Below are 20522 nucleotides of genomic sequence, written 5' to 3' on the forward strand. Positions count from 1 at the left end.
TTCGATTTAAAACATCTCTAATTTAAGATAATAGTATCACGAGAACTCTGTTCCGTCAACCTTCTAAATTCAATATCTTATTTTGGTCGTGAATGATGATATAAAAAAACGGTCGGACATAAAGACATCCGGCCGTTCTATTTCTATCCTTATAAGAGTCTCCTCATGTCCGTTATACGCCAGTATTGGATAATCCAATGACAGGAAACAGCTCGATGCGTTGATGGGTCTCCTCGTGATACAACCATCCATCCCGAACATGGTCCACAAATAATATGCCGTTCAGGTGATCAATCTCGTGCTGCATACATCTGGCCAGATAATCTTCACCTTCCAGGATCACCGTCTGGCCTTGACGATTTAGTGTCTTTACTTTAACCTTATTGGCCCTCTTCACATATCCGTAATACCCCGGATAAGACAGACAAGCTTCGGGGCCCATCTGTTCCCCGTCCATCGCTACGATTTCCGGATTAATCAGCTCGATCAACCCTTCTCCGCAGTCCATGACAATAAGCCTTCGTAATATACCGATTTGGGGTGCGGCAAGACCAGCGCGCCCTTCACTGTCATACAGTGTCTCTGCCATATCATCCAGAATCTTCAATGCTCTGGCGTTTACGGTATCGACTGGCCGGGCGATCTTTCGTAAGATCGGATCACCGAATGGCACAATAGCTTTAACCGTCATTCACTTAAGCCCCCTTAGTTCTAGAAGGAGGTGTATGCACCCATAAGTCACCTGGAGTACACTCTAAGGTTGTGCAAAGGGCATCTAACGTCTCTGCCTTCATCTGCCTGGGCTGGTTCGTCAGCAATGCACTAATGGAAGCAGCTGATAAGCTATAATTCGCCTTCTCTTTCATCAGCCGCGCCAAAGCCGCTCCCGACCATATCCCTCTCTCCGCCATCACATTACGTAGCATCCATTCGAGCAAAGGGTCCCCCTCCCGTTCCATGAAAAATATTAGCTCATACCTTATTTTATTAGGTACTGCCTAATATCTCAAGCCTAATTTTTAGGAGCTAACGAAAGTCGTTCTCTCCAAGATCTTAATGATCCTTAAGAGACACTTAATCGGAAACGAGTTCAGCCTGAACAATCAAACGATGTGTAGCCTCGTAGAGAGGATCGCAAGTGATCAGTGTAATGATCTGCTCATCCGAATCTCCTTCCAGAACAGATACATCGGTCGGCTCCACGATGGAAATCTGGTTGACTCGGTAAATCAATTCACGGCCATCCGTCTTAATGATGATCTCATCCCCGTATGTGAGCTCATTCAATCGATTGAATAGACGTCCGGTCTTATGGGCCCGGTGGGCTGCAATGGCAGCATTACCGGCTTCTCCGAGTCTTGCCGTCCCCGTAACGCGAGCAGCTGCATTCTTCATATTCGATTGGGTTGCTCCCTCCAGAATAGGAAGCTCTAACTCTAGTTTGCTAATGGTGATAATGCCGATAGGTGAACCTTCTTCATAACCGGTTTGTTCCTCTTGTGTTGAGGCCGCTGCCTCTCCCTCGTCCAGGATACGGGACAGCTCCTTGTAATGAACAGCAACATTATCTCGAGCGGAACTCTGTTGAGCCTCAGCTTCAATTTGCGCTGCTTGCTTTAGTAAATCCCTCTTTTGGCGGTCTGCATTCCAATCGCGGAGGATCGGATATAAGAATATGAGAAGCCCAACAAGAATCAAGACAACCGAAAGCTTTCGCATGAAGAGCCCTCCTTCCCTATTACGATTGAAATTTAAATCCCCCTCTCCAGTTACACGCAGGGAGAAGGGGATGATATCATCAAATTATTGACGTTTGTTACGCAGACGGCGGCTTAAGATGAAGCCTGTAAGCATGAGTGCCAGTCCTCCGAGTTGGAACGGTACTGGATTGCTCTCTCCTGTTTTTGGGAGCATCGCAATCGGGCCGCTTTCCGGCTTAGTTTCTTGAACCGGATTCCGATTTGTATCAATCTCGGCGGATGGTGTAGAAGGATCTTGCGGATTCGCCGTCTCGTTCCCAACCAGGGTGTCATCTTCTTCCGGTACCTCTACAGGTATTGGTTCTGGATCAACTTCGCCCGGTACGACGGGATCAGTTTCTCCAGGTCGTACAATTTCCCCAGGAACGTTTGGCGTTTCTTCATCGTTATTACCACCTGGTGGTTCGGTTCCACCCGGTGATGTACCTGGGTTTGGATCTGGATTGCCCGGATTTGGATCCGGGTTCCCTGGATTTGGATCCGGATTGCCCGGATTTGGATCCGGGTTCCCTGGATTTGGATCCGGATTGCCCGGATTTGGATCCGGGTTCTCTGGATTTGGATCCGGGTTCCCTGGGTTTGGATCTGGATTGCTCGGATTTGGATCCGGGTTCCCTGGGTTTGGATCTGGATTGCTCGGATTTGGATCCGGGTTCCCTGGGTTTGGATCCGGATTACCCGGGTTTGGATCCGGATTACCCGGATCCGGTCCTGGCGTAACGCTATCCTTGCTGTTCGTTATGGTGATTCGCTTGATGTTGCCAGTCTGTTTAATGCTTGAATCGATCGTAATGGTTGTAGTTGCTTGATCAATTACATATCCTTGAGGAGCCGAAATCTCCTTCAGAATGTAATCGCCGTAGAGCAGCTTCGTAAACAAAGCCTTTCCAGCTGCATCGGTTGTAAGCGTCACTTCAGGACGCTTGCCTTGCGTGTCTTGGAGAACAAACGTTGCTCCTTCCAATATAAGCGACGGATCAGCCCTGTCCACCTTCAAGACCTCCAGACTTCCTCGAACGCCCGAACCGCTGCCGGAGCCAGAAGACATGCGAACTTCGAATCTTTGTTTACTATCTGTAATTCCAGCCGTAATGCCTTTACCTTCAAAGCCAGCCGAGTTGCTGACAACTTCCCGGTCGGCAGCGTCGATCAGCGTCTCGTATTCCAGAATGTAAGGACGATCTATCGGGCTCAAGAATTCCAATACAAACTTCTCGGTATCGCCATAAATGAATTTCAGTTTATAATCCGAAGGATTAACGAGTTTGTCCGTCTTCGTGACCGTTCCGTCCACCGCAACCTTGGTCTCGTACAAACGGAAGGAATCCTCCACCAAGATCAGGTTGCCCGACGGCTCGTCGCTGACTTTGGCTGCTTCCACGTAGGACTGACCCCGATTAATATGCAGCGTCCATTCAATCTTTTCGCCGTTTTGGACCCCGGTCTTCGCAACATACTCTCCGCCCCGCGGAACTCTAGCTGAACCATTCCAGTTGGAGACAGGCGTATTGTCGTCCATCAATATCGCTTCGTTGGCGATAGATTCCCGCTCTATGATTCGATCACCCAACGCGGTTTTAAACGTGATCAGGAACGGAGCGTCAATCTTGTCCTTAAAGGCAATTTGCAGCTCATTGCCGTTCGTCTCCGACGGCTCCGTTATCGAATACTGAGTGGATGGGATTACAACCCCTCTATTTGTTTTCCCTGAAGCGTCTACATTCAGATTATACACTTCTAATGACCCATCGACGTACTGCTGTGGTGAAACCAGCTTGTCCTTAACGACAGGTTTGTCAACACTATTGAAATTGTAGTTCCCCTGGATGGTCCAGGTAATCTCCTTATAAACGGCATCATAAGCTCCTGATTTATCCCCGTTTCCAACAGTCAATGGGTTAGGCTTCAGGCTCACGTTTCTAGTCGTCGAGAACGGCTTGCTGCCTTCCACCCAGGATAGATCGGCACGGTTCCAAAAGCTCTCGTTATCCTTATTTTGGCGGAGATCATAGTCAAACTTGGTTGTGTACGTGATAATGATCGCCTTGTCAACAGGCTTAAGGAATTCTACGGTAAAGCCCTGGTTAGGGGTGCTCGCATCCACCGTATAATCCAAACCCTCATCCCAAAGGGTACCGACAGCATCCTTTACAACGATGGGGCCAGTCAGCTCAAGCCCGCCATTCGTAAACATGTCCTTCAGTATCACGTTGTCCATGCTGTAAGTGTCCTGGTTGAGCGTGATTTGCCATTTGATCGTTTTATCCTTGTAATCGAAGCCATCGTTGCTTTTGATGAGCGCTTTACTCTGCATCAATTGCTTGGCTTCCCTTGTTACACCGTTTCCGTACACACTGTTCGTTACAGTTTCGTCCTTAATAACACGCCCACTTGCCTTGGTCTGGTAGGTAATCTCATGCTCAGTGGTAATGTCTTTTTCAAACTTCAGATCGAATCCGGTTTTCCCTCCGCTGTTAACCACCGGCGTAAGGACATAATCTGTTCCTTCCGTGAGAATCGCACCTGTCTGTGTATCCTTGACTTGGAGCGAACCGTTTACCAACTCTTGCGTTGAGTTAAAACGATCTTCAAGTCTAGCATCTACTTCCGGAATGGTGGTTTCGCGGGAATTGTACAGGATGGACCAGTCGATGGTCCGGTCGTTTTCATCATACAATACGACTTCTTTCGCAAGTAACTCCCCACGGTCAATCGTCTGTTTATTCTCGGCATAAGCCTTCTGCTGACCGTTATCGGACAAAGTTGCCGTATTGAGGAATTCCGTTGTATCGCCAGCGGCAATCGTCGTAGAGTACTCGATTTGATACGCCGAATTCATCGGCGAACTCTTGGTGACGACTAATTTTGAAGCATCGGAAGTGTCGATACTAAACTCTCCGACGGCCGCTTCGGCGCCAACCGCGGTGCTGCCATCCACATTAACGGTCAGGTTGTTGATCTTAACAGAGCCTGTTTCCAGCGTAAGCCCGGAAGGAATCAAATCCTCTATAACGGGCTTGTCTATCCGTTCCAAGACCGTATTGACTTGAAGCGTCCACAAGATCGTGGAAGGTTTGCCTCTGCCATCATTGACAACCTTGCCGTTCTTGCCCAGAAGATTGCCTTTTGCCGGCTTCACCGGGATAATGATCTGCTTCACGCCATCCCGAAGCTCAATCGGAATTTCAACGTCCGGAGTACCGCCGCCGATCCCCTCTTGGCTAAGCTCCGTCTGGAATTTCAGCTTTCCCCGGACTTCGGCATTATCCACCAGAGAGTTGAACGTCATCACAACATGACCGTCCACAGATACGGTGAAGGTTCCCACATCCCCGATGTCCGTCTCAAGAACCCCGTTGATGCTGTTGTACAGTTTGAATGCCTTGGGCAGGTCGAACTCAAACGTTGAGCCATCCACATAGTTATGATTGTCCCCAAGCTCCCAATCGTAGAGCAGGATGGCGTCGGAGCCAAGCTCTACCCGACCCGCATCCGGATTGTAGACCGAGTCGATGACGGTCCCCTTCGAATCCTGGACAGTGACATTTGTCAGAATGCTCTGCCCTGCGGCTGAACCGTATACCGCGTTGGTAACGGATACTCCATTACCCGGATCCGATGCAGGATTACCCGCTCCAGCCGCACTGACTCTCTGGCCGTTAAACATACCAAGGCCCGTACCAAATATACCTTGGACCATCAAGATGACAATGAGAGCCAGCATGCTTCCTTTCTTTTTCATAGTTTAACTCCACCTCTAAGTATGATTTCATCTGTTTTTAGTAGAATATTATGACAAGTGGCAATGTGAACAGATGCTACAGCCTGTAATCATACATGGTGGAACTCGACAATTTCTCTACAACAAACAGATTAAGCTGGTTTCGACTTGTTCCGCTCAAGCGCTTTACGACTAGCGCTCTTGGATCTCCCGGCAAGGCTGGTCCCGATCACCCCGATAATGACCAGTGCTGCGCCGATGACATGATAATAAGCCAGCTCTTCATTCAAAAAGACGACACCTCCGAAAATCGTGACGACGGTAGCCAGATTGTTAAAGATGCCCATTCGGGATGCCTCCATCTTGGACAAGGAATAATTCGACAGTAGCGATGTTCCGAGAGAGGATAGAATGCCGAGATACAGAACGGCCCATACGAAGGACGGATGCATGAACGGGGCAAAATAATGTACAAGCGTCCCCTGCGCAGCATGTTGAGCGGCCGACATCAGGTTAAACAGCACGAATCCGATCATCGACATGATGAACGTTATATCCAGTACCGGTTGCTTCTGCGTCAGCTTGCGGGCCATCACGCTGTAAATGGCGTTGGATAGCGCCGACAGCAGAATTAGCACAATCCCGAGCGTACTCGAGCTTTCGAAGGAAACGCCCTTCAGCACGAATATAGAGATGATCCCTGTCACCGACAATACGGTAAACAGCTTCTGTGCACAGCCGGAGCGTTCCTTTAATAGCAGTGATGCCAAGAGCATCGTAAAGATCGGTACCGTAGCGTGAATGATTCCGGCCTCGGCCGAAGAGGTATAGACCAAACCGAAGGTTTGCAGCGTAAAGAACAGGAACGGATAGAATATAGCCAGCGGCACGATGGTCAGCAGCCTTTTCAGATCCAGCGGGACCTTTCTACGGGCTATGAGTAGCGCGAGCGATGCGGCAATGAACGAAATGGTGAATCGGTGTGCCAGCGTGTCCAGCGGGTTAGCATGGATCAGCGCCAGCTTTACAAACATAAACGAAAAACCAATGATGGCCGTATATCCTAACGCGGCGGCATAGGCACGGCTTGTATGCGGTATATTCATAATATGTGTTCTCCTTCATCTTCTCTTTTGCAGGACAACCAGAAGGTTGATGCATTTGCTACTTATCTTACGGCAGGGAGAACCCCGTTACGATTTGAAATAACTGCAACTGTACCGGTACAGTTCATGCGATGAAGGAAGGAATGACAAAAAGGCTGTTTCCCACCATTCCAAGATGATAGGAAACAGCCCCGCTATACTTTAACTTGTATACGTTTCATAACAGGCATACTCAGGCCAGCCCGTTATCGATAACAATCAGCGCTAATCACGCTTAATCGAAATCCAGCCATCACCCTCTAGGTGAAGCGTCGCACCGAGCGCTTCTGCCATAAACCGGAGCGGAACGAAGGTAGATCCGTTGGTATGAACGAATGGAGCTTCCTGCAGCGTCACGTTTTTACCGCCGACGCTGGCTGTTTTGGAGCCCACGGTCAATACGATTTCTTCCCCTGTCAGATCATTAATGACCGTAATTTTCTTGGAGCCTTTGCTCCACTTCACTTCGGCATCCAATTGGTCTGTCAAGTAACGAAGCGGAACGAAGCTCTGGTTGTTCTTCTTGATTACACCATATCCATAATCATCGCTTACGGGACTAAGAAACATCGTTTTGTGTGTGATCTTCAGATCATCCTTCAACACATTATAGATGAGGGAGTCCTTCTCAAAGTTCCGCAGCACTTGACCCGGCGTCACCGAATCATTCAGAACGTCCAGCACGCCTTTGGACGTGTCCACCTGATTGGCCTTCACTGCGCCGCCGATATTCCAGACTTCACCTTCGGAATACACCTTGAATGCTTTCAATGGCAGGTCCTCGGAAGCCGGAAGCGCGACGGTCAGCTCCAGCGCATTCTTGCGTGTATTCAGCTGCTCATCGAAGTAGTAGTCCAGCTTGAGGATCGTATCCTTACCAAAGACGGTTTCGGATCCCGGTAGCTCCTCCAATAACTGTTCCTTCTGTTCATCATAGTTCTCCGTGAATTCGATCAGTGCGCCATGCACGATCTCGTAGAGCGACGCGACGACCTCCTCCTTGGATTCCTGTGGCAGGAGTTCTACGTCTTCGCCGTAGGCCTCGCCGATGCTGGTTATCATCGGATAAATGGCATCATATGCATCGCCGATCACTTGCTTCAAACCAGCTTCATCCTTAAGCAGACTTTCAGCGAAAGGCTTAACCATATTCAAGATCTCTTCACCGGTCAGCTCCATGTGGAGATGCGTCAGGTTCAGGCTTTCCCCGTTCACCTTCTCCTGAGCGGACTTCACTGCAATTGTTGATGGATTTGGAAAATGCTTCAGCACAAGTCCTGCAGCCTTCTTCACGACATCTTGAATCGCCTGTTCGTACTGACTGGTATCAGGCAATCCGGGAACGGTCGTATCCATCGATAAATAGAACGGCTGCTTGGCGCCTTCTAATTGAATCGCCATTCCTTTGGAATCCATGGACACATGAAGCGGAATCTTCTTGTCCGAATATTGGATACTGCCCTGAATGGACACCGTTTTGCTATCCTGCACGATGGCATGGTCCATATTCAGAGATAACGAATTAATGAGATCAATCGCTTCTTTATCTTCAGTCGATAGGGCCTTGTCCGATGGAACCACCTCGAATCGAATACTTGCCTTGGATTCGCTGGATTTAACATCGAGACTGGTAAGCAACGCCTTGTTGATATCCAGTCCCCCGACGGCCTGACATCCTGTCATAACAACCAGCACAGCTGCAATGAGTACAGTCAACCATTTGAACTTCTTATACATAACGATATTTGTCCCCTCCCAGGTCATAGGCTCATTTCTATTATGGGAAGGTAGGAAATGTTTGTAAATAGGTATTTAAGCCTCGTCATATACGCACACGCGGATGGGTCTCACAGATAGCACTTATCGACATTTTGCTATACACTGGGAATGAAAACTGTAGTAATTTGCAAGTTCAATAGTCAGCTTTATTAGCACCGGGAAAGCTTGCTAAAGGGCTTTGAACAACCTTATAAAGCGTGGTGAATCTCTTGTTTAAAATTATGTTAATCGAAGACGATGTGACCCTATTCCATGAAGTGCAGGAGCGACTGTCGCAATGGTCGTATAACGTTTATGGCGTACGGGATTTCAGCGCCGTACTTCAGGAATTTACAGCGGTTCAGCCCGATCTGGTCATTATCGACATCCAGCTGCCGAAGTTTGACGGGTTCCATTGGTGCCGTATGATTCGCTCCCACTCGAACGTGCCGATTATTTTCCTGTCTTCCCGCGATCATCCGACCGACATGGTGATGTCCATGCAGCTTGGAGCCGACGATTTCATTCAGAAGCCGTTCCACTTTGATGTCCTGATTGCCAAAATCCAGGCCACTCTACGCCGGGTATACAATTACAATACCGAACGGACCGAGCTGAGAACTTGGCGCGGAGCCACCGTCGAATTCGGTAAGAATACCATTAGCAGCCCTCAGGGCACCGCTGAACTGACAAAGAATGAGATGTTCATTCTAAAAATCCTCATGGAGCGAAAGAATCAAATCGTCAGCCGTGAGGATCTGATCAAGAGTTTATGGGACAACGAGCATTTTGTCAGCGATAATACGTTAACGGTCAACGTCAACCGGCTGCGCAAGAAGCTGGAGCCCCTCGGGCTTGATCCCTACATCGAAACCAAGGTGGGACAAGGTTATATCGCCACGGAAGAGGCCCATGCATGATGATCGCCTACATCCGGGAACGACTAAGCTGGATTCTGTTCTTCGTGTTTCTGCAGCTGATGTTTCTGTTCATAGCGGCCGTGGACTCCCAGATCCCGTTCTTGCCCATCCTTTATATCGTGTTTCTGTCGATGCTGTTCTTCCTGGTGTTTCTGTTCGTGAGGTACAACCGGGAAACCAGGTTCTACAAAAGCCTCCAGACGTGGGATGACACCTACGATTTAGCCGCCATCAGCGAGCCGGAGCACCCCTTTGAGGCGATTGCCATGGACATCCTCTCCCTTCAAACGGAGCGCTTCAAGAAGGAATCCTCCATGCGTTTAATGGAGATACAAGGGGAGAAGGACGATCTGTTATCCTGGATTCACGAAGTGAAAACGCCGCTCACCACGATGCAATTGATGATCGAGCGCATGGAAGATGAGACGTTAAAGGCTCAGCTCCAGTATGAGTGGCTTCGCATCCACCTGCTGCTTGACCAGCAGCTGCACCAGAAGCGCATCCCCTTTATCCGGAATGATCTGCTGATCGAGGAATTCGCGCTTGAGCCGATCATCTTCCAGGAAATACGAGCACTCAAGTCCTGGTGCATGCAGAAAGGCATCGGATTTGACGTTTCCCTTGAGGTAACGGAAGTGCTCAGCGATGCCAAGTGGCTGGGCTTTATCATCCGCCAGTTGCTGACCAACGCGGTCAAATACAGCAACGCTTCGGACATCGTCATCGAGAGCGATCTCACGGATGACCATGTCAGACTTACCATCCAGGATGCCGGACGCGGCATTGATCCGAAGGACATGCCCCGTATTTTCGACAAAGGCTTCACCTCGACCACCTCACATCAGGACAGTGCCGCAACCGGCATGGGGCTCTATTTGACGCAAAAAGTAGCCGATGCTCTGCTGATTCGCATTCAGGTGGAATCAAGGCTCGGCATCGGCACCACCTTCACCTTGATCTTTCCGAAACGGAATGATTTCGTGAGCGTTACCGGCATGTGACAACAATGTCACATGCTTTTGCACTTTGTTCGGCGAATCGAAGGAAAAGACGCTGCAACTCCTTTATGATAAGGACAGATAACGAAGGAGTGAGTGAAATTGGCAATTCTTGAAGCAAACCAAATTCATAAAAGCTACGGCAACAAATTCAATAAACAGGAAGTGCTGAAGGGTATCGATATCCGCGTGGATAAGGGCGAGTTCGTCAGCATCATGGGCGCATCGGGTTCAGGTAAAACCACGCTGCTGAACGTGCTCTCCTCGATCGATAAAGTGAGCCTCGGCAGCATCAAGATCGAGGGTAAAGAGTTTACGGGCCTGAAGGAGAAGGAGCTGGCGGAGTTCCGGAAGCACCATCTGGGTTTTATTTTTCAGGAGTACAACCTGCTGGATACATTAACCGTCAAGGAAAACGTGCTGCTGCCGCTCTCCATTAAGAAAGTCTCGAAAAAAGAAGCCGATCAGAAATTCCAACGCATCGCGACCGAGCTTGGCATCTACGAACTCAAGGATAAATATCCAAACCAAATCTCCGGGGGACAGAAGCAGCGAACCTCCGCGGCTCGCGCATTTATCCATGATCCCAGCATTATTTTTGCCGATGAGCCGACAGGCGCGCTGGACTCGAAGTCCGCTTCCGATCTGTTGAACAAGCTAAGCGAATTAAATCAGAAGATCGATTCCACGATCATCATGGTTACCCATGATCCTGTGGCCGCCAGCTATTGCACCCGGGTCGTCTTCATTAAGGATGGACAGATCTATACCCAGCTGAACAAGGGTGAGCAGTCCCGGCAGGCCTTCTTCAATGACATCATCAAAACTCAGGGCGTGCTAGGCGGTGTTCAGAATGAACATTAATTATCTGATCTACCGGAATTTGAAGAAGAATATCAAGAATTATTATCTGTACGTATTCGCGCTCATCTTCAGCGTGGGTCTGTACTTCGCGTTTGTCACGCTGCAATATGATCCGGCGATGGATGAAGCGAAAGGCTCTGTGAAGGGAGCGGCAGCGCTTGGCGCTGCCTCCGTGCTGCTCGTGGCAATCGTAGCGATATTCCTGCTGTATGCCAACACGATTTTCATTAAACGGCGCAGCAAAGAGATCGGGCTGTTTCAGCTCATCGGATTGACCAAAGGCAAGATATTCCGGATCCTAAGCGCAGAGAACCTGATCCTGTATTTTGGCTCCATGGTCATCGGTATTTTTGCCGGCTTCGCGGCTTCGCGCTTAATCCTGATGATTCTGTTCAAGGTGACCGGCGTAGATACCGAAGCGGCTTTATCCTTCTCCACCGAGGCGATGATCCAGACCGTGATTGTGTTTGCCGTCATCTACGTTCTGATTATGATCATGAATTATACATTCATCAAAAGACAGAGCATTCTGTCCCTCTTCCGCGCCGTATCCACAACCGAGAACCAAATTAAGAAAATGTCCTTCGCCGAAATGTTATTCGGACTGCTCGGCATCGGACTCATCCTTCTCGGTTATTATGTATCGACCAAGCTGTTCAGCGGAGATTTCACCACCATGAACGAGCTGTTCATGGCCATGATCCTAATCTTGGGATCGGTAATCATCGGGACTTATCTGTTCTATAAAGGGTCGGTTAGCTTTCTATTCAACGCAATCCGGAAGAGCAAGGGCGGTTACTTGTCCCTCAACGATGTGCTATCCCTCTCCTCCATCATGTTCCGCATGAAATCGAATGCGCTGCTGCTGACCATCATTACGACCGTATCCGCGCTTGCAATCGGACTATTGTCACTCAGCTATATCTCATATTATTCTGCGGAGAAATCGGCCGAGCAGAGTGTACCCAATCATTTTGCGGTAGCGGATCAAAAGGATTATGCCGCCTTCATCCAGGCACTTACGGATGAGGATATCGAATTTACGAAGACCGTACGGGACGTGATTCAGGTGAATGCGGACCTATCCGACATTATTGGGGCCAGCCTGGAAGTCTCTGGGCAAGTCGATTCCAGTTCCATGATCATCCCGGTAATCAGTGATGCCAGCGTCGAAGGCAAGGATGTTTCCCCCGGGGAGACGCTGTTCACGGGATACAGTGACGCAATCCAGCAATTTATGGCGATTCAGACCACAGGGGAAATTGAGCTCATAAGCCCTAAACACAGCCTTAAGCAGAAGCTGATCGGCTTGGACAAAGAAGCCTACGTATCCTATTATTATGCAAGCGGCGGACTGCCGACGGCGATTGTGGACCAGACCGTATTTGATAAGCTGGTTCAAGACCTTGATCCGAAGATCCAGAAGAAGTCCAATGTCTATCACGGCATTGATATTGTGGATCCAAACGCTATGGATCAGGCCAATCAAATCTTTAAGAACCTCGACATTAGCGAGGGAACAGGGAACCTATCTCAGACGGAAATGGTCTTCAACCAGAAGAGCAATATGGGCTTGATGATGTTCATCGTAGGATTCCTGGGACTTACCTTCCTGATTACTTCAGGATGTATCCTGTACTTTAAGCAGATGGATGAAGGTGAAGAGGAGAAGCCGAATTATACCATTCTCCGGAAGCTGGGCTTCACGCAAGGAAACCTGCTGAAGGGGATTCAGATCAAGCAGCTGTTCAACTTCGGCATTCCGCTGGTTGTCGGGTTGTCCCATAGTTACTTCGCCGTTAAGTCCGGCTGGTTCTTCTTCGGAACCGAGCTCTGGCTGCCCATGGTTATGGTTATGCTGTTGTATACGGCACTGTATTCCATATTCGGGTTGTTATCGGTCATGTTCTATAAACGGGTAATTAAAGAAGCGTTATAAACGAGGTGCATGGGTGGGCCCAGGGAAGATTCGGGTACCATCCATGCATTTTTCGTGTGCAGGGAGATGTTATTAGCAACCTGGGAACAACGAAGCTGTACGAGATTTCAACCGTGGAACACCTTCAGGGGTGATAAAAACCGCGGATTACCATTCTAAGGGGGTACAGCTCTTCTGCAGCTTGCGAATATACGCAATCTGACCGATATGATAGGCATTGTGCGTAGCAGCATTGCTCACAATCTCCCACCACTTGGCCGGTTCCGGGAATCCATTCACTTCCTGCTCCAGCTTGGCCGCTGACAGCAGGTCCTGCCAACGCAATAGGACCTTCAGCAATCGGTCTCTTAGCTCGGCGAAGGTTGCGTTATCCGGAATGATAAAGCTTTTATGGTTGTCTCCAATAGAAGGAACGGCATCGACCCGCGATTCGCGGTACCGCGTCTGCCACGTTTCATTCCAATACAGCAGATGCTGTATGATCTCGACAATGCTGTGACTATCGTTGGCAGGTGTCCAGAACGCTTCATCCTCGGTCAAATGTTCCACGGATTGCTGGAACGGGATATGCCAGCTGGGATCATTTGCGTTCGCTAACAGCTGATTCATTAGAACATCATTTGCATGCGCCATGGGTCATTCACTCCTTCATGAGTTGTAATAAGCAGCATCACAAATCATGACTAATTTTACTATAGGATGAAGTCCTGTGATTCGCAGAAAATGATTAAAATCATTCTTTCTCGACTAGCCTGCCCGCAGAGGCGTCTACCTCACATGGAACAAGTCCAAATAATACTGCGCTGTTGGCGTATCATTCTTGAAACGCAGCTCGATCTTCTCTCCGCTTTCCTTGCACAGGCCCACCGTAATCTCAAAATAACTTGCCCCATGCATCGCATCAACCGGACTGGCCTGTTGGTTATCCTCCGCCATCGTCGTCCGCTCATTGATCGATACAATTCGTTCGCAGCCAAAAGCAGGATACGTCTCCCTATATATGTCCTGAAGGGACGATCGGATAACCGGGTATAACTGCTGCAGCATGGCCTTTTCGAGCTGCTGCTCTCTAGGCTTTCCTTCCGGTCCTGCATACGCTGAGCTTCCAAGGGCTGATAGAAGGAGCCCGCCTGTGAGCAGCAGGCAGAAGAAGAATCGTGACTTCATGCGAGTTCACCTTTTTCGTTTTCTACTTAGGATTTCCTTTCTCATCTTATTTAGTCCGCCATGCATATGGGTTCATCACTATACCAAAAAAGACTGCCCCAAAGGCAGTCTTTCCTCCGAACGGCCTCGGAATCTCCGCGAATATCCCTTTATAGTACTCGTATGTCGACATCCCTCTATCAACACCTTCCCGTTTCCCCTAGTAGTTATTTAATGGTCGAAAATAATGGGGTATCAAGTATGACAGAGAAGAATAGAAGTCAGAATCCTACTGTTATTAGAATTGAAGTTGAGGAATTTGATGATTCTGTCAAAGAGCTTATAGAAAGAGATGTTCAGGTCGAGGTACATAGATTTGATTGGGGAATAATCGGTTAGCTGAAATTCGGCTATGCCACATGATTTTCTCGGAGGTGACGGATTATCCTTCCACACACCACCATCCATTCAAATAAAAAGAGCCCAGCCATTGGTTCGCTGGACCCTTCTTCTAATCTGCTGCACCCTATCTCAAAACCCTTGAGCCGCCTCTGCAGCTTGCCGCAATCCCTGCTCAATGATCTCCTCACTCCGGTCTCGGAATTGATTATGCCCTTCAATCACAAGGGTTGTCACATTCGTAATGCCGAATACGTTCAGGTGATTCTTAACAAAGCTTACCGCCATCTCCGACGTGTCTCCTTCCGCATATACGCCGCCTCTGGCATTCAATAAGGCCGCCTTTTTATCGGATAAGAGCCCGACCAATCCTCGCTCCGTGTACTGGAAGGTTTTGCGCGGATGGTGCATGTAGTCCAGGTACGAATGCAAAACAGCCGGGACGGTCAGGTTCCATAGCGGGAACGCAAACACCACCTTGTCTGCGGCTATGAACTGCTCCAGATGTTTGGTGACTATATCACTCATAGCCTTTTCTTCCGGTGTGAGTTCCATGCCCATAGCAGACTTAAAATTCCCGTTAATCATCACTTCATCCAGATAAGGAATCTGCTCCTTATACAGATCCACTTCAATTACGGTATCCTTCGGATGGGCCACCCGATAGCTCTCCAGAAACGCGTCATATAGTCTTCCCGTTACAGACCCTTGGCGATTATTGGCTTTGATAAATAAGGTTGTTGTCATATAAATCTCCTCCATAATGTATGATGATGTTGCATGAAATGCTTAATTTGGGCTTTCCAACACAATCCCCTTGGACTCTCTTTGACCGAACTGAACATAATAGAACAGCATGACGGCTATCAGCAGCACAGCCAAAACTAGGTAGATATTGCTATAGAGGTTCCCCTCCGTGTAGAAGTGGACCGGATTCCAGTGGATGCCGGACTGGATATCCAGCATCTTGCCGTACACGCCCGAGGCCATGCCTGCCGATATAAAATTCAGCATCTGCATCAGTCCCATCCCGACTCCCGCTTGTTCCTTGTTCAGGCTGAGGGAAACGGAATTGGACAACGCAATCATGACAAACGTCTGTCCCACATGTCCGAGAATCAAGAAGATCGCGATCAGAACAGGCGATATGCCAATGAAAGTAGACAGCAGCGCAAAGCATGCCAGCAATAATCCGACGGCCACGAGGAAGAGATACGTATTCCCCCTCCCATCCGCAAGCCTTCCGCCTGCTTTACCCAGCAAGGCCGACGCGATTGCGGCCGGTACCATGACAAAACCAACCCACCCCGGCGAGAGCCCCTGTACCTCCGACAACAACAACGGACTTAGAAAATGCAGGGAGAACCCGATGCCGCTTACGATGAACATCACCATTAATCGGAGGGTATAGTTTTTGTTCCGGAATAATCCCGGATCTACGAACGGTACGGCAGCCGTGCGAATACGTATGATAAGCAGCCCCATTACCAGCAGCCCAAGAAGAGGCTGCCACCAGGATCCGTTCGTGACGCCGAGCAGGAGAAAGGTGACCGCAGCCGCTAACAGTCCGCCTCCCAGCCAATCGAATTGGCCGGAGGACTGAAGTTCTTCTTCCTTCAAGTATTTTCGATATAAAGGAATCGTGATTAAGATCAGCAGCGGAATACAGAATAACCAGCGCCAATCCGCAATACTGGCTACAAGTGAAGACACGATGGGACCCAGCGCACTGCCGATGGACAATCCCACGAATGCCGTGGCCATAGCCGATCCCCTTCGCTCGGGCGCAATGTAGCGTATCGGAATTAACATCGCCGTTGCCGGAATCGCCGCGGCTCCGACGGCCTGCAGACATCTGCTGACCAGCACCATCCAGAACACTTGCGAGAACAGGCCGACCAGCGATCCGACCGCGAACAGGAGCAGTCCGATCGTAATCAGATTTCGAAGTTGAATCCGTTCCGTGAGCTTCCCATATAGGACCGTTCCGACGCCATAGATCAAGGAATATGAAGAACTGACCCAGCTGACTTGAGCCGTCGTCAGGCCGAATTCCTCCCGCATATCCGGCAGCACGAAGTTAAACATCAAGCCGCTCATCGCGGACAGACATAATGTGAACATCACAACGCGCATTAATCTCTGTGTTTCCATCTCCTGAACCACCTCTCATTGGCTTCTTTATGAATTGGTATACCACCGTTGTGACTGTCAGTACTTACTGACAATTTACTTGAAAAAAATACTAGGGGGTTAAAGCCCTAGCAAAAATCCGCACGCCTTCCTCGATAAAGGCATCCAGCGTCACGGAAGAGAAAAGTTCCTCCGAGTCGAGCTCATTCATAAACGCGCCGAAGTTCATCATCATGAACGAAATGGCCCGCAGTTCCGGATCGCCTGCGATCACTTTGCCCTTCTCGGTCATCACGGTAAAATACTTCGTCAATACATCCATGTATTGCTTGGGATGCTTGCTGGTAATCACCCGCAAGCCCGGTAAGTTATCGTTCTCCTTCACGCTGATCGTGATCAGCTTCCGATTCCGAATCATCAGCTCATGGTACGTCCGGCTGATAAGAAGCAGGTCTTCGCTTAAGTCTCCTACCAGCTTCTCTTCAAACAGCTTTGTCATTTCTTGACCATAATGATAGCGTGCAAAGGCTGTTTCCAAGAGGTTCTGCTTGCTCCCGAATTTACGAAACAAGGTTTTCTCGCTTAAGCCGGCAGCGGTAGCGATTTCCAGCGTGGTTACTCCGTTGTAGCCCTTCCGAGAGATGAGGTCGATCGCGGCCAGCAGCAGCTTATCATCCGTGCTCAGGTTGTCACTATGCTCCATGAGGACTCTCCCTCTTTCTGTAGGTGTGTCAGTACTTACTGTCATTTATTGAACCCATCATATTCCACTCGGATATGCTCTGTCAAGCATTTAACAAAAAATAGGCTCATCCTATTTCCAGAAGGATCTTACTGGACTTTACACACTTGTCGCAGCATATTGACGCCCGAGCGCCTGCAGCCGTTCCGCAATCGCATGCTCGATATCGCGATCCAGCGGAAGATGTTCCGAGGAATACGGTGCCAGCAGCGGATGATCACCGATCATTACCGCGTGCAGCGCATGCTGGAACATCGTAATATCGTTGGCATCGTTGCCGAAGGCAACATACTCGCCCTCCTTCACACCCAGCTGCTGAAGCCCGCTCCATTTATGTATCCCCTTAGGGCTGATATCCAGCACATTTTCCCCTCCATGCACATGAACAACGACATCCAGTTGTCTCAGCCTCTCCTCGACTTCCGCCATATGGTCCGAGGTCAGCATCAATATTTTCACAACCGAATTCAGCTCCTGGAGCGCCACGTTCTTGGCCAGCTTATGCGGGTCTAAATTCAGCAGAATCGGATGATCTGCAGGACCCGTATAGGCATAGTCCCATTCTCCATCGATCAAATAGCTCACGTTATACGTTGTTAACAGTTGAAGAAGGCTCGGAAGCACCTCGCTGTCAAAGCCCGCCGTGGAGACCCGCTTTCCCCCAGCCGCCACCATCGAACCGTTGCCTCCGATCATCGGGTAGTGATGAACTCGCTCATGAAGGACGGGAAGTAAGTCGCGAATCGGCCGGGCGGAAGCAAAAATAACCTCATGCCCTTGGGCCACTAGCTCCTCCAATGCCTTCAACAACTCGTCCGAAACCGGCTGCCCTTTAAAACAGATCGTTCCGTCCAGATCGAATACAAATTTCATGCCCATGCCCTCCTGTATCTTCTCATTGCTCTTATCATAGCAGTTGATCGTATAATGAGAAGGACATTTGTCCAGGAGAGAAAGGAGCAACCCCAAGACCCATGAAACTACTTCATGACGCACCATTGATGAAAGCCAAGCTGGAACAATTTCAATTCGAGAACATGCTGGACCTGAGCAGGCCTGTGCCTTTTACATTGCAGCAATACGAGCCCGGCGAGATCATCCTGCATGAAGGCTTCGCCATGAATTCCCTTCTGTTCCTTGTGCAAGGGAAGATTAAAGTGACCTCCAGCATCGAAACCGGCAAATCGCTTCTTCTGCGCTTTGGCCATCCTTTTTCCATCATCGGGGATATTGAATTGATTCGAAGCGTTCCGGTCCAATCGCAGATTGAAGCCGTTAACGAATGCCTCTTTATCGGGCTGTCCTTTGACTATATTAAGCAACATGAAATGACAAACGCCCGCTTTACATCCACCTTGCTGGATCACCTGAGCTACAAACTCCAGACGTGCACGACCGCTTCCCGCGTCAATTTGTTGGCATCGGTCGAGAACCGGTTTGCCAGCTATCTTATGTCCACCATGTCGCCGGGATCCAGCCCTTCCTTCGGAATGGAGCTGAAGACCGACCATATCGGGGAGATCGCCAGCTTGCTTGGTACCACACACCGGCATTTGAACAGGGTCATGCATGCTTTTGTACAAAAAGGGATCCTGGAGCGAAACGGACAGACCATCCGCATTCTGGACTGGAACGCGATGGAGACGGCATCGAATGGGATCCGCTATGAGTAGATCGCCCGGCCGGAACTTTTTCCTCAAGTTCTTGTAACGAATCGGCCCTGACCCGGTCATATAGGCAAGGAGGTGAATATGTGACGGATTTGCGCCAGGTCTATCATCAGCACTTTCAAGACGTGTATCGGTTCCTGCTGTCGCTTAGCAGAGATGAGCATGTTGCGGAAGAACTCACACAGGAGACGTTTTTCAAAGCGCTGAAGCATATCGATTCGTTTCAAGGTACGTGCAAACTAAGCGTTTGGCTCTGCCAAATCGCTAAACATACATACTTCTCCTATCTTGAAAAACAAAAGCGGTATGAGCCGGCCTCGCAGGTCGAGCACAGCAGCGGTCTGGATATCGAATGGCAAACCGTCGATAAAGCAGAGGCTTTCCGAATCCACCAGATTCTGCACTTGATGGACGAGCCGTATAAAGAGGTGTTCACGCTGCGGGTGTTCGGAGAGTTGTCTTTTGGCGAAATCAGCCAGCTGTTCGAAAAAAACGAAAGCTGGGCAAGAGTCACCTTCTTTCGAGCCAAGCAAAAAATTCAAAGCCTGTACAAGGAGGAGAATCGACCGTGAGCCGAGTTTCATGTGATATTATTCAGGATTTGCTGCCCTTGTACTATGATCATGTGTGCAGCGCAGACACCAAGGCCCTGGTAGAAGAACATTTGGCCGATTGCCCGGATTGCCGGGAAGTGCTAAGCCAAATAAGCTCCCCTATGCCGCTGCCAGCCCAAACGATTGATCAAAACCATGATGAGGGAGCCGGATTGCGGCAAGTTGCCGCCCAATGGTCGCGCACCAAGTGGATCGCGTTTACCAAAGGTTTGTTGCTCACTTGTCTAGCCGTTGGACTCCTGTTCCTGGTATATGTAGGCCTGTTCAAATGGAACATTACCAACGTACCTACCCGCGTTATGCAAGTATCCGATATTAGCCAGCTGAAGGATGGACGCATTGTCTATCATGTGAAGATGACCGACGGTTTCAACGTCAATCAGGCTAGCGGTCACTCCGATGCTAACGGAAATTTGTACATCACACCCAAGCGCCCCATTATCAAGTCCAAAAAGTTCGCGGATCTGGGACTTTCTAACATGTACTATTTCAACGATATTAAAGAGCGGAATGCCTATGAGAAGAGCTTTGGCGATGGTGTTCAAATCAAGGCCCTCTACCTGGGAACGCCCGATGACCGAATTCTGATCTGGGAACAAGGCATGGAGCTGCCTCCGGCAAGCGAGTCCGTCGAGTTGCAGTTTAAAAGTGATGAGAATGAAAACAAGAGACCGCCAGGGCAGCCATCTGGGCCCTGAAGTGGTCTCTTGACC

General features: G+C 49.4%; 20 protein-coding genes. 8 read left to right on the forward strand and 12 right to left on the reverse strand.

Annotation, left to right across the window (positions count from 1 at the left end; genetic code table 11):
• Positions 1-172 precede the first annotated feature (172 nt).
• The 6 genes from def to ACPV3A_RS18135 form a co-directional block, all read right to left on the reverse strand.
• A complete protein-coding gene (gene def / locus ACPV3A_RS18110) occupies positions 173-691 on the reverse strand; it encodes a peptide deformylase (protein ID WP_426200499.1) in 519 nt (172 codons plus the stop codon).
• Between the two features lie 4 nt (positions 692-695).
• Entirely contained in the window at positions 696-938 is a 243-nt protein-coding gene (locus ACPV3A_RS18115; RefSeq protein WP_071220536.1) for a helix-turn-helix domain-containing protein, read from the reverse strand.
• A gap of 136 nt (positions 939-1074) precedes the next feature.
• Positions 1075-1719: a class D sortase gene (locus tag ACPV3A_RS18120; protein WP_426200500.1), complete on the reverse strand. Its 645-nt coding sequence runs from the start codon at positions 1717-1719 to the stop codon at positions 1075-1077.
• Positions 1720-1803: 84 nt separating this feature from the next.
• Positions 1804-5502, reverse strand: coding sequence for a collagen binding domain-containing protein (locus ACPV3A_RS18125; protein ID WP_426200501.1), 3699 nt, complete (start codon positions 5500-5502; stop codon positions 1804-1806).
• A gap of 131 nt (positions 5503-5633) precedes the next feature.
• Positions 5634-6587, reverse strand: a complete 954-nt coding sequence (locus tag ACPV3A_RS18130; protein WP_426200502.1) for a DMT family transporter — start codon at positions 6585-6587, stop codon at positions 5634-5636.
• A gap of 264 nt (positions 6588-6851) precedes the next feature.
• Positions 6852-8363 (reverse strand): copper amine oxidase N-terminal domain-containing protein, encoded by a 1512-nt coding sequence (locus ACPV3A_RS18135; RefSeq protein ID WP_426200503.1) that lies wholly within the window; start codon positions 8361-8363, stop codon positions 6852-6854.
• Between the two features lie 251 nt (positions 8364-8614).
• Here ACPV3A_RS18135 and ACPV3A_RS18140 point away from each other — a divergent pair, with 251 nt between their 5' ends.
• The 4 genes from ACPV3A_RS18140 to ACPV3A_RS18155 all read left to right on the forward strand — a co-directional run bounded on the left by ACPV3A_RS18140 (position 8615) and on the right by ACPV3A_RS18155 (position 13105).
• Positions 8615-9304, forward strand: a complete 690-nt coding sequence (locus tag ACPV3A_RS18140; RefSeq protein WP_426200504.1) for a response regulator — start codon at positions 8615-8617, stop codon at positions 9302-9304.
• The gene (locus ACPV3A_RS18145; RefSeq protein ID WP_426200505.1) at positions 9301-10305 is read left to right on the forward strand and encodes a sensor histidine kinase; all 1005 of its coding nucleotides are present in this window, start codon (positions 9301-9303) and stop codon (positions 10303-10305) included. Before ACPV3A_RS18140 ends, ACPV3A_RS18145 begins: the two co-directional genes overlap by 4 nt.
• Before the next feature lie 99 nt (positions 10306-10404).
• A complete protein-coding gene (locus ACPV3A_RS18150; RefSeq protein WP_009591195.1) occupies positions 10405-11166 on the forward strand; it encodes an ABC transporter ATP-binding protein in 762 nt (253 codons plus the stop codon).
• Complete coding sequence (locus ACPV3A_RS18155) at positions 11156-13105, forward strand: FtsX-like permease family protein (protein WP_426200506.1); 1950 nt, start codon at positions 11156-11158, stop codon at positions 13103-13105. The genes ACPV3A_RS18150 and ACPV3A_RS18155 overlap by 11 nt, the downstream gene beginning before the upstream one ends.
• Positions 13106-13252: 147 nt before the next feature.
• Here the strand turns inward: ACPV3A_RS18155 and ACPV3A_RS18160 are convergent, their stop codons facing one another.
• A complete protein-coding gene (locus ACPV3A_RS18160) occupies positions 13253-13738 on the reverse strand; it encodes a DinB family protein (RefSeq protein ID WP_426200507.1) in 486 nt (161 codons plus the stop codon).
• 135 nt (positions 13739-13873) lie between these two features.
• Complete coding sequence (locus ACPV3A_RS18165; protein ID WP_426200508.1) at positions 13874-14272, reverse strand: hypothetical protein; 399 nt, start codon at positions 14270-14272, stop codon at positions 13874-13876.
• Between the two features lie 240 nt (positions 14273-14512).
• Between ACPV3A_RS18165 and ACPV3A_RS18170 the strand changes: the two genes are divergently transcribed.
• Entirely contained in the window at positions 14513-14650 is a 138-nt protein-coding gene (locus tag ACPV3A_RS18170) for a hypothetical protein (RefSeq protein ID WP_426200509.1), read from the forward strand.
• 132 nt (positions 14651-14782) lie between these two features.
• On the opposite strand, the gene ACPV3A_RS18175 is transcribed toward ACPV3A_RS18170, so the two are convergent.
• The 4 genes from ACPV3A_RS18175 to ACPV3A_RS18190 all read right to left on the reverse strand — a co-directional run bounded on the left by ACPV3A_RS18175 (position 14783) and on the right by ACPV3A_RS18190 (position 18398).
• Positions 14783-15397 (reverse strand): FMN-dependent NADH-azoreductase, encoded by a 615-nt coding sequence (locus ACPV3A_RS18175; RefSeq protein ID WP_426200510.1) that lies wholly within the window; start codon positions 15395-15397, stop codon positions 14783-14785.
• A 42-nt stretch (positions 15398-15439) separates the two neighbouring features.
• Positions 15440-16804, reverse strand: coding sequence for an MFS transporter (locus tag ACPV3A_RS18180; RefSeq protein WP_426200511.1), 1365 nt, complete (start codon positions 16802-16804; stop codon positions 15440-15442).
• 91 nt (positions 16805-16895) lie between these two features.
• Positions 16896-17486, reverse strand: a complete 591-nt coding sequence (locus ACPV3A_RS18185; RefSeq protein WP_426200512.1) for a TetR/AcrR family transcriptional regulator — start codon at positions 17484-17486, stop codon at positions 16896-16898.
• 138 nt (positions 17487-17624) lie between these two features.
• Positions 17625-18398, reverse strand: a complete 774-nt coding sequence (locus tag ACPV3A_RS18190; protein ID WP_426200513.1) for an HAD-IIB family hydrolase — start codon at positions 18396-18398, stop codon at positions 17625-17627.
• Between the two features lie 101 nt (positions 18399-18499).
• Here ACPV3A_RS18190 and ACPV3A_RS18195 point away from each other — a divergent pair, with 101 nt between their 5' ends.
• From ACPV3A_RS18195 to ACPV3A_RS18205, 3 genes are all read left to right on the forward strand, one after another.
• The gene (locus ACPV3A_RS18195; protein WP_194540136.1) at positions 18500-19198 is read left to right on the forward strand and encodes a Crp/Fnr family transcriptional regulator; all 699 of its coding nucleotides are present in this window, start codon (positions 18500-18502) and stop codon (positions 19196-19198) included.
• Positions 19199-19278: 80 nt separating this feature from the next.
• Positions 19279-19767 (forward strand): RNA polymerase sigma factor, encoded by a 489-nt coding sequence (locus ACPV3A_RS18200; protein ID WP_194540137.1) that lies wholly within the window; start codon positions 19279-19281, stop codon positions 19765-19767.
• Positions 19764-20507 (forward strand): zf-HC2 domain-containing protein, encoded by a 744-nt coding sequence (locus ACPV3A_RS18205; RefSeq protein ID WP_426200514.1) that lies wholly within the window; start codon positions 19764-19766, stop codon positions 20505-20507. Before ACPV3A_RS18200 ends, ACPV3A_RS18205 begins: the two co-directional genes overlap by 4 nt.
• Positions 20508-20522: the final 15 nt, after the last annotated feature.

This window comes from Paenibacillus sp. Dod16, assembly GCF_049893405.1.
GTDB lineage: Bacteria > Bacillota > Bacilli > Paenibacillales > Paenibacillaceae > Paenibacillus_AQ.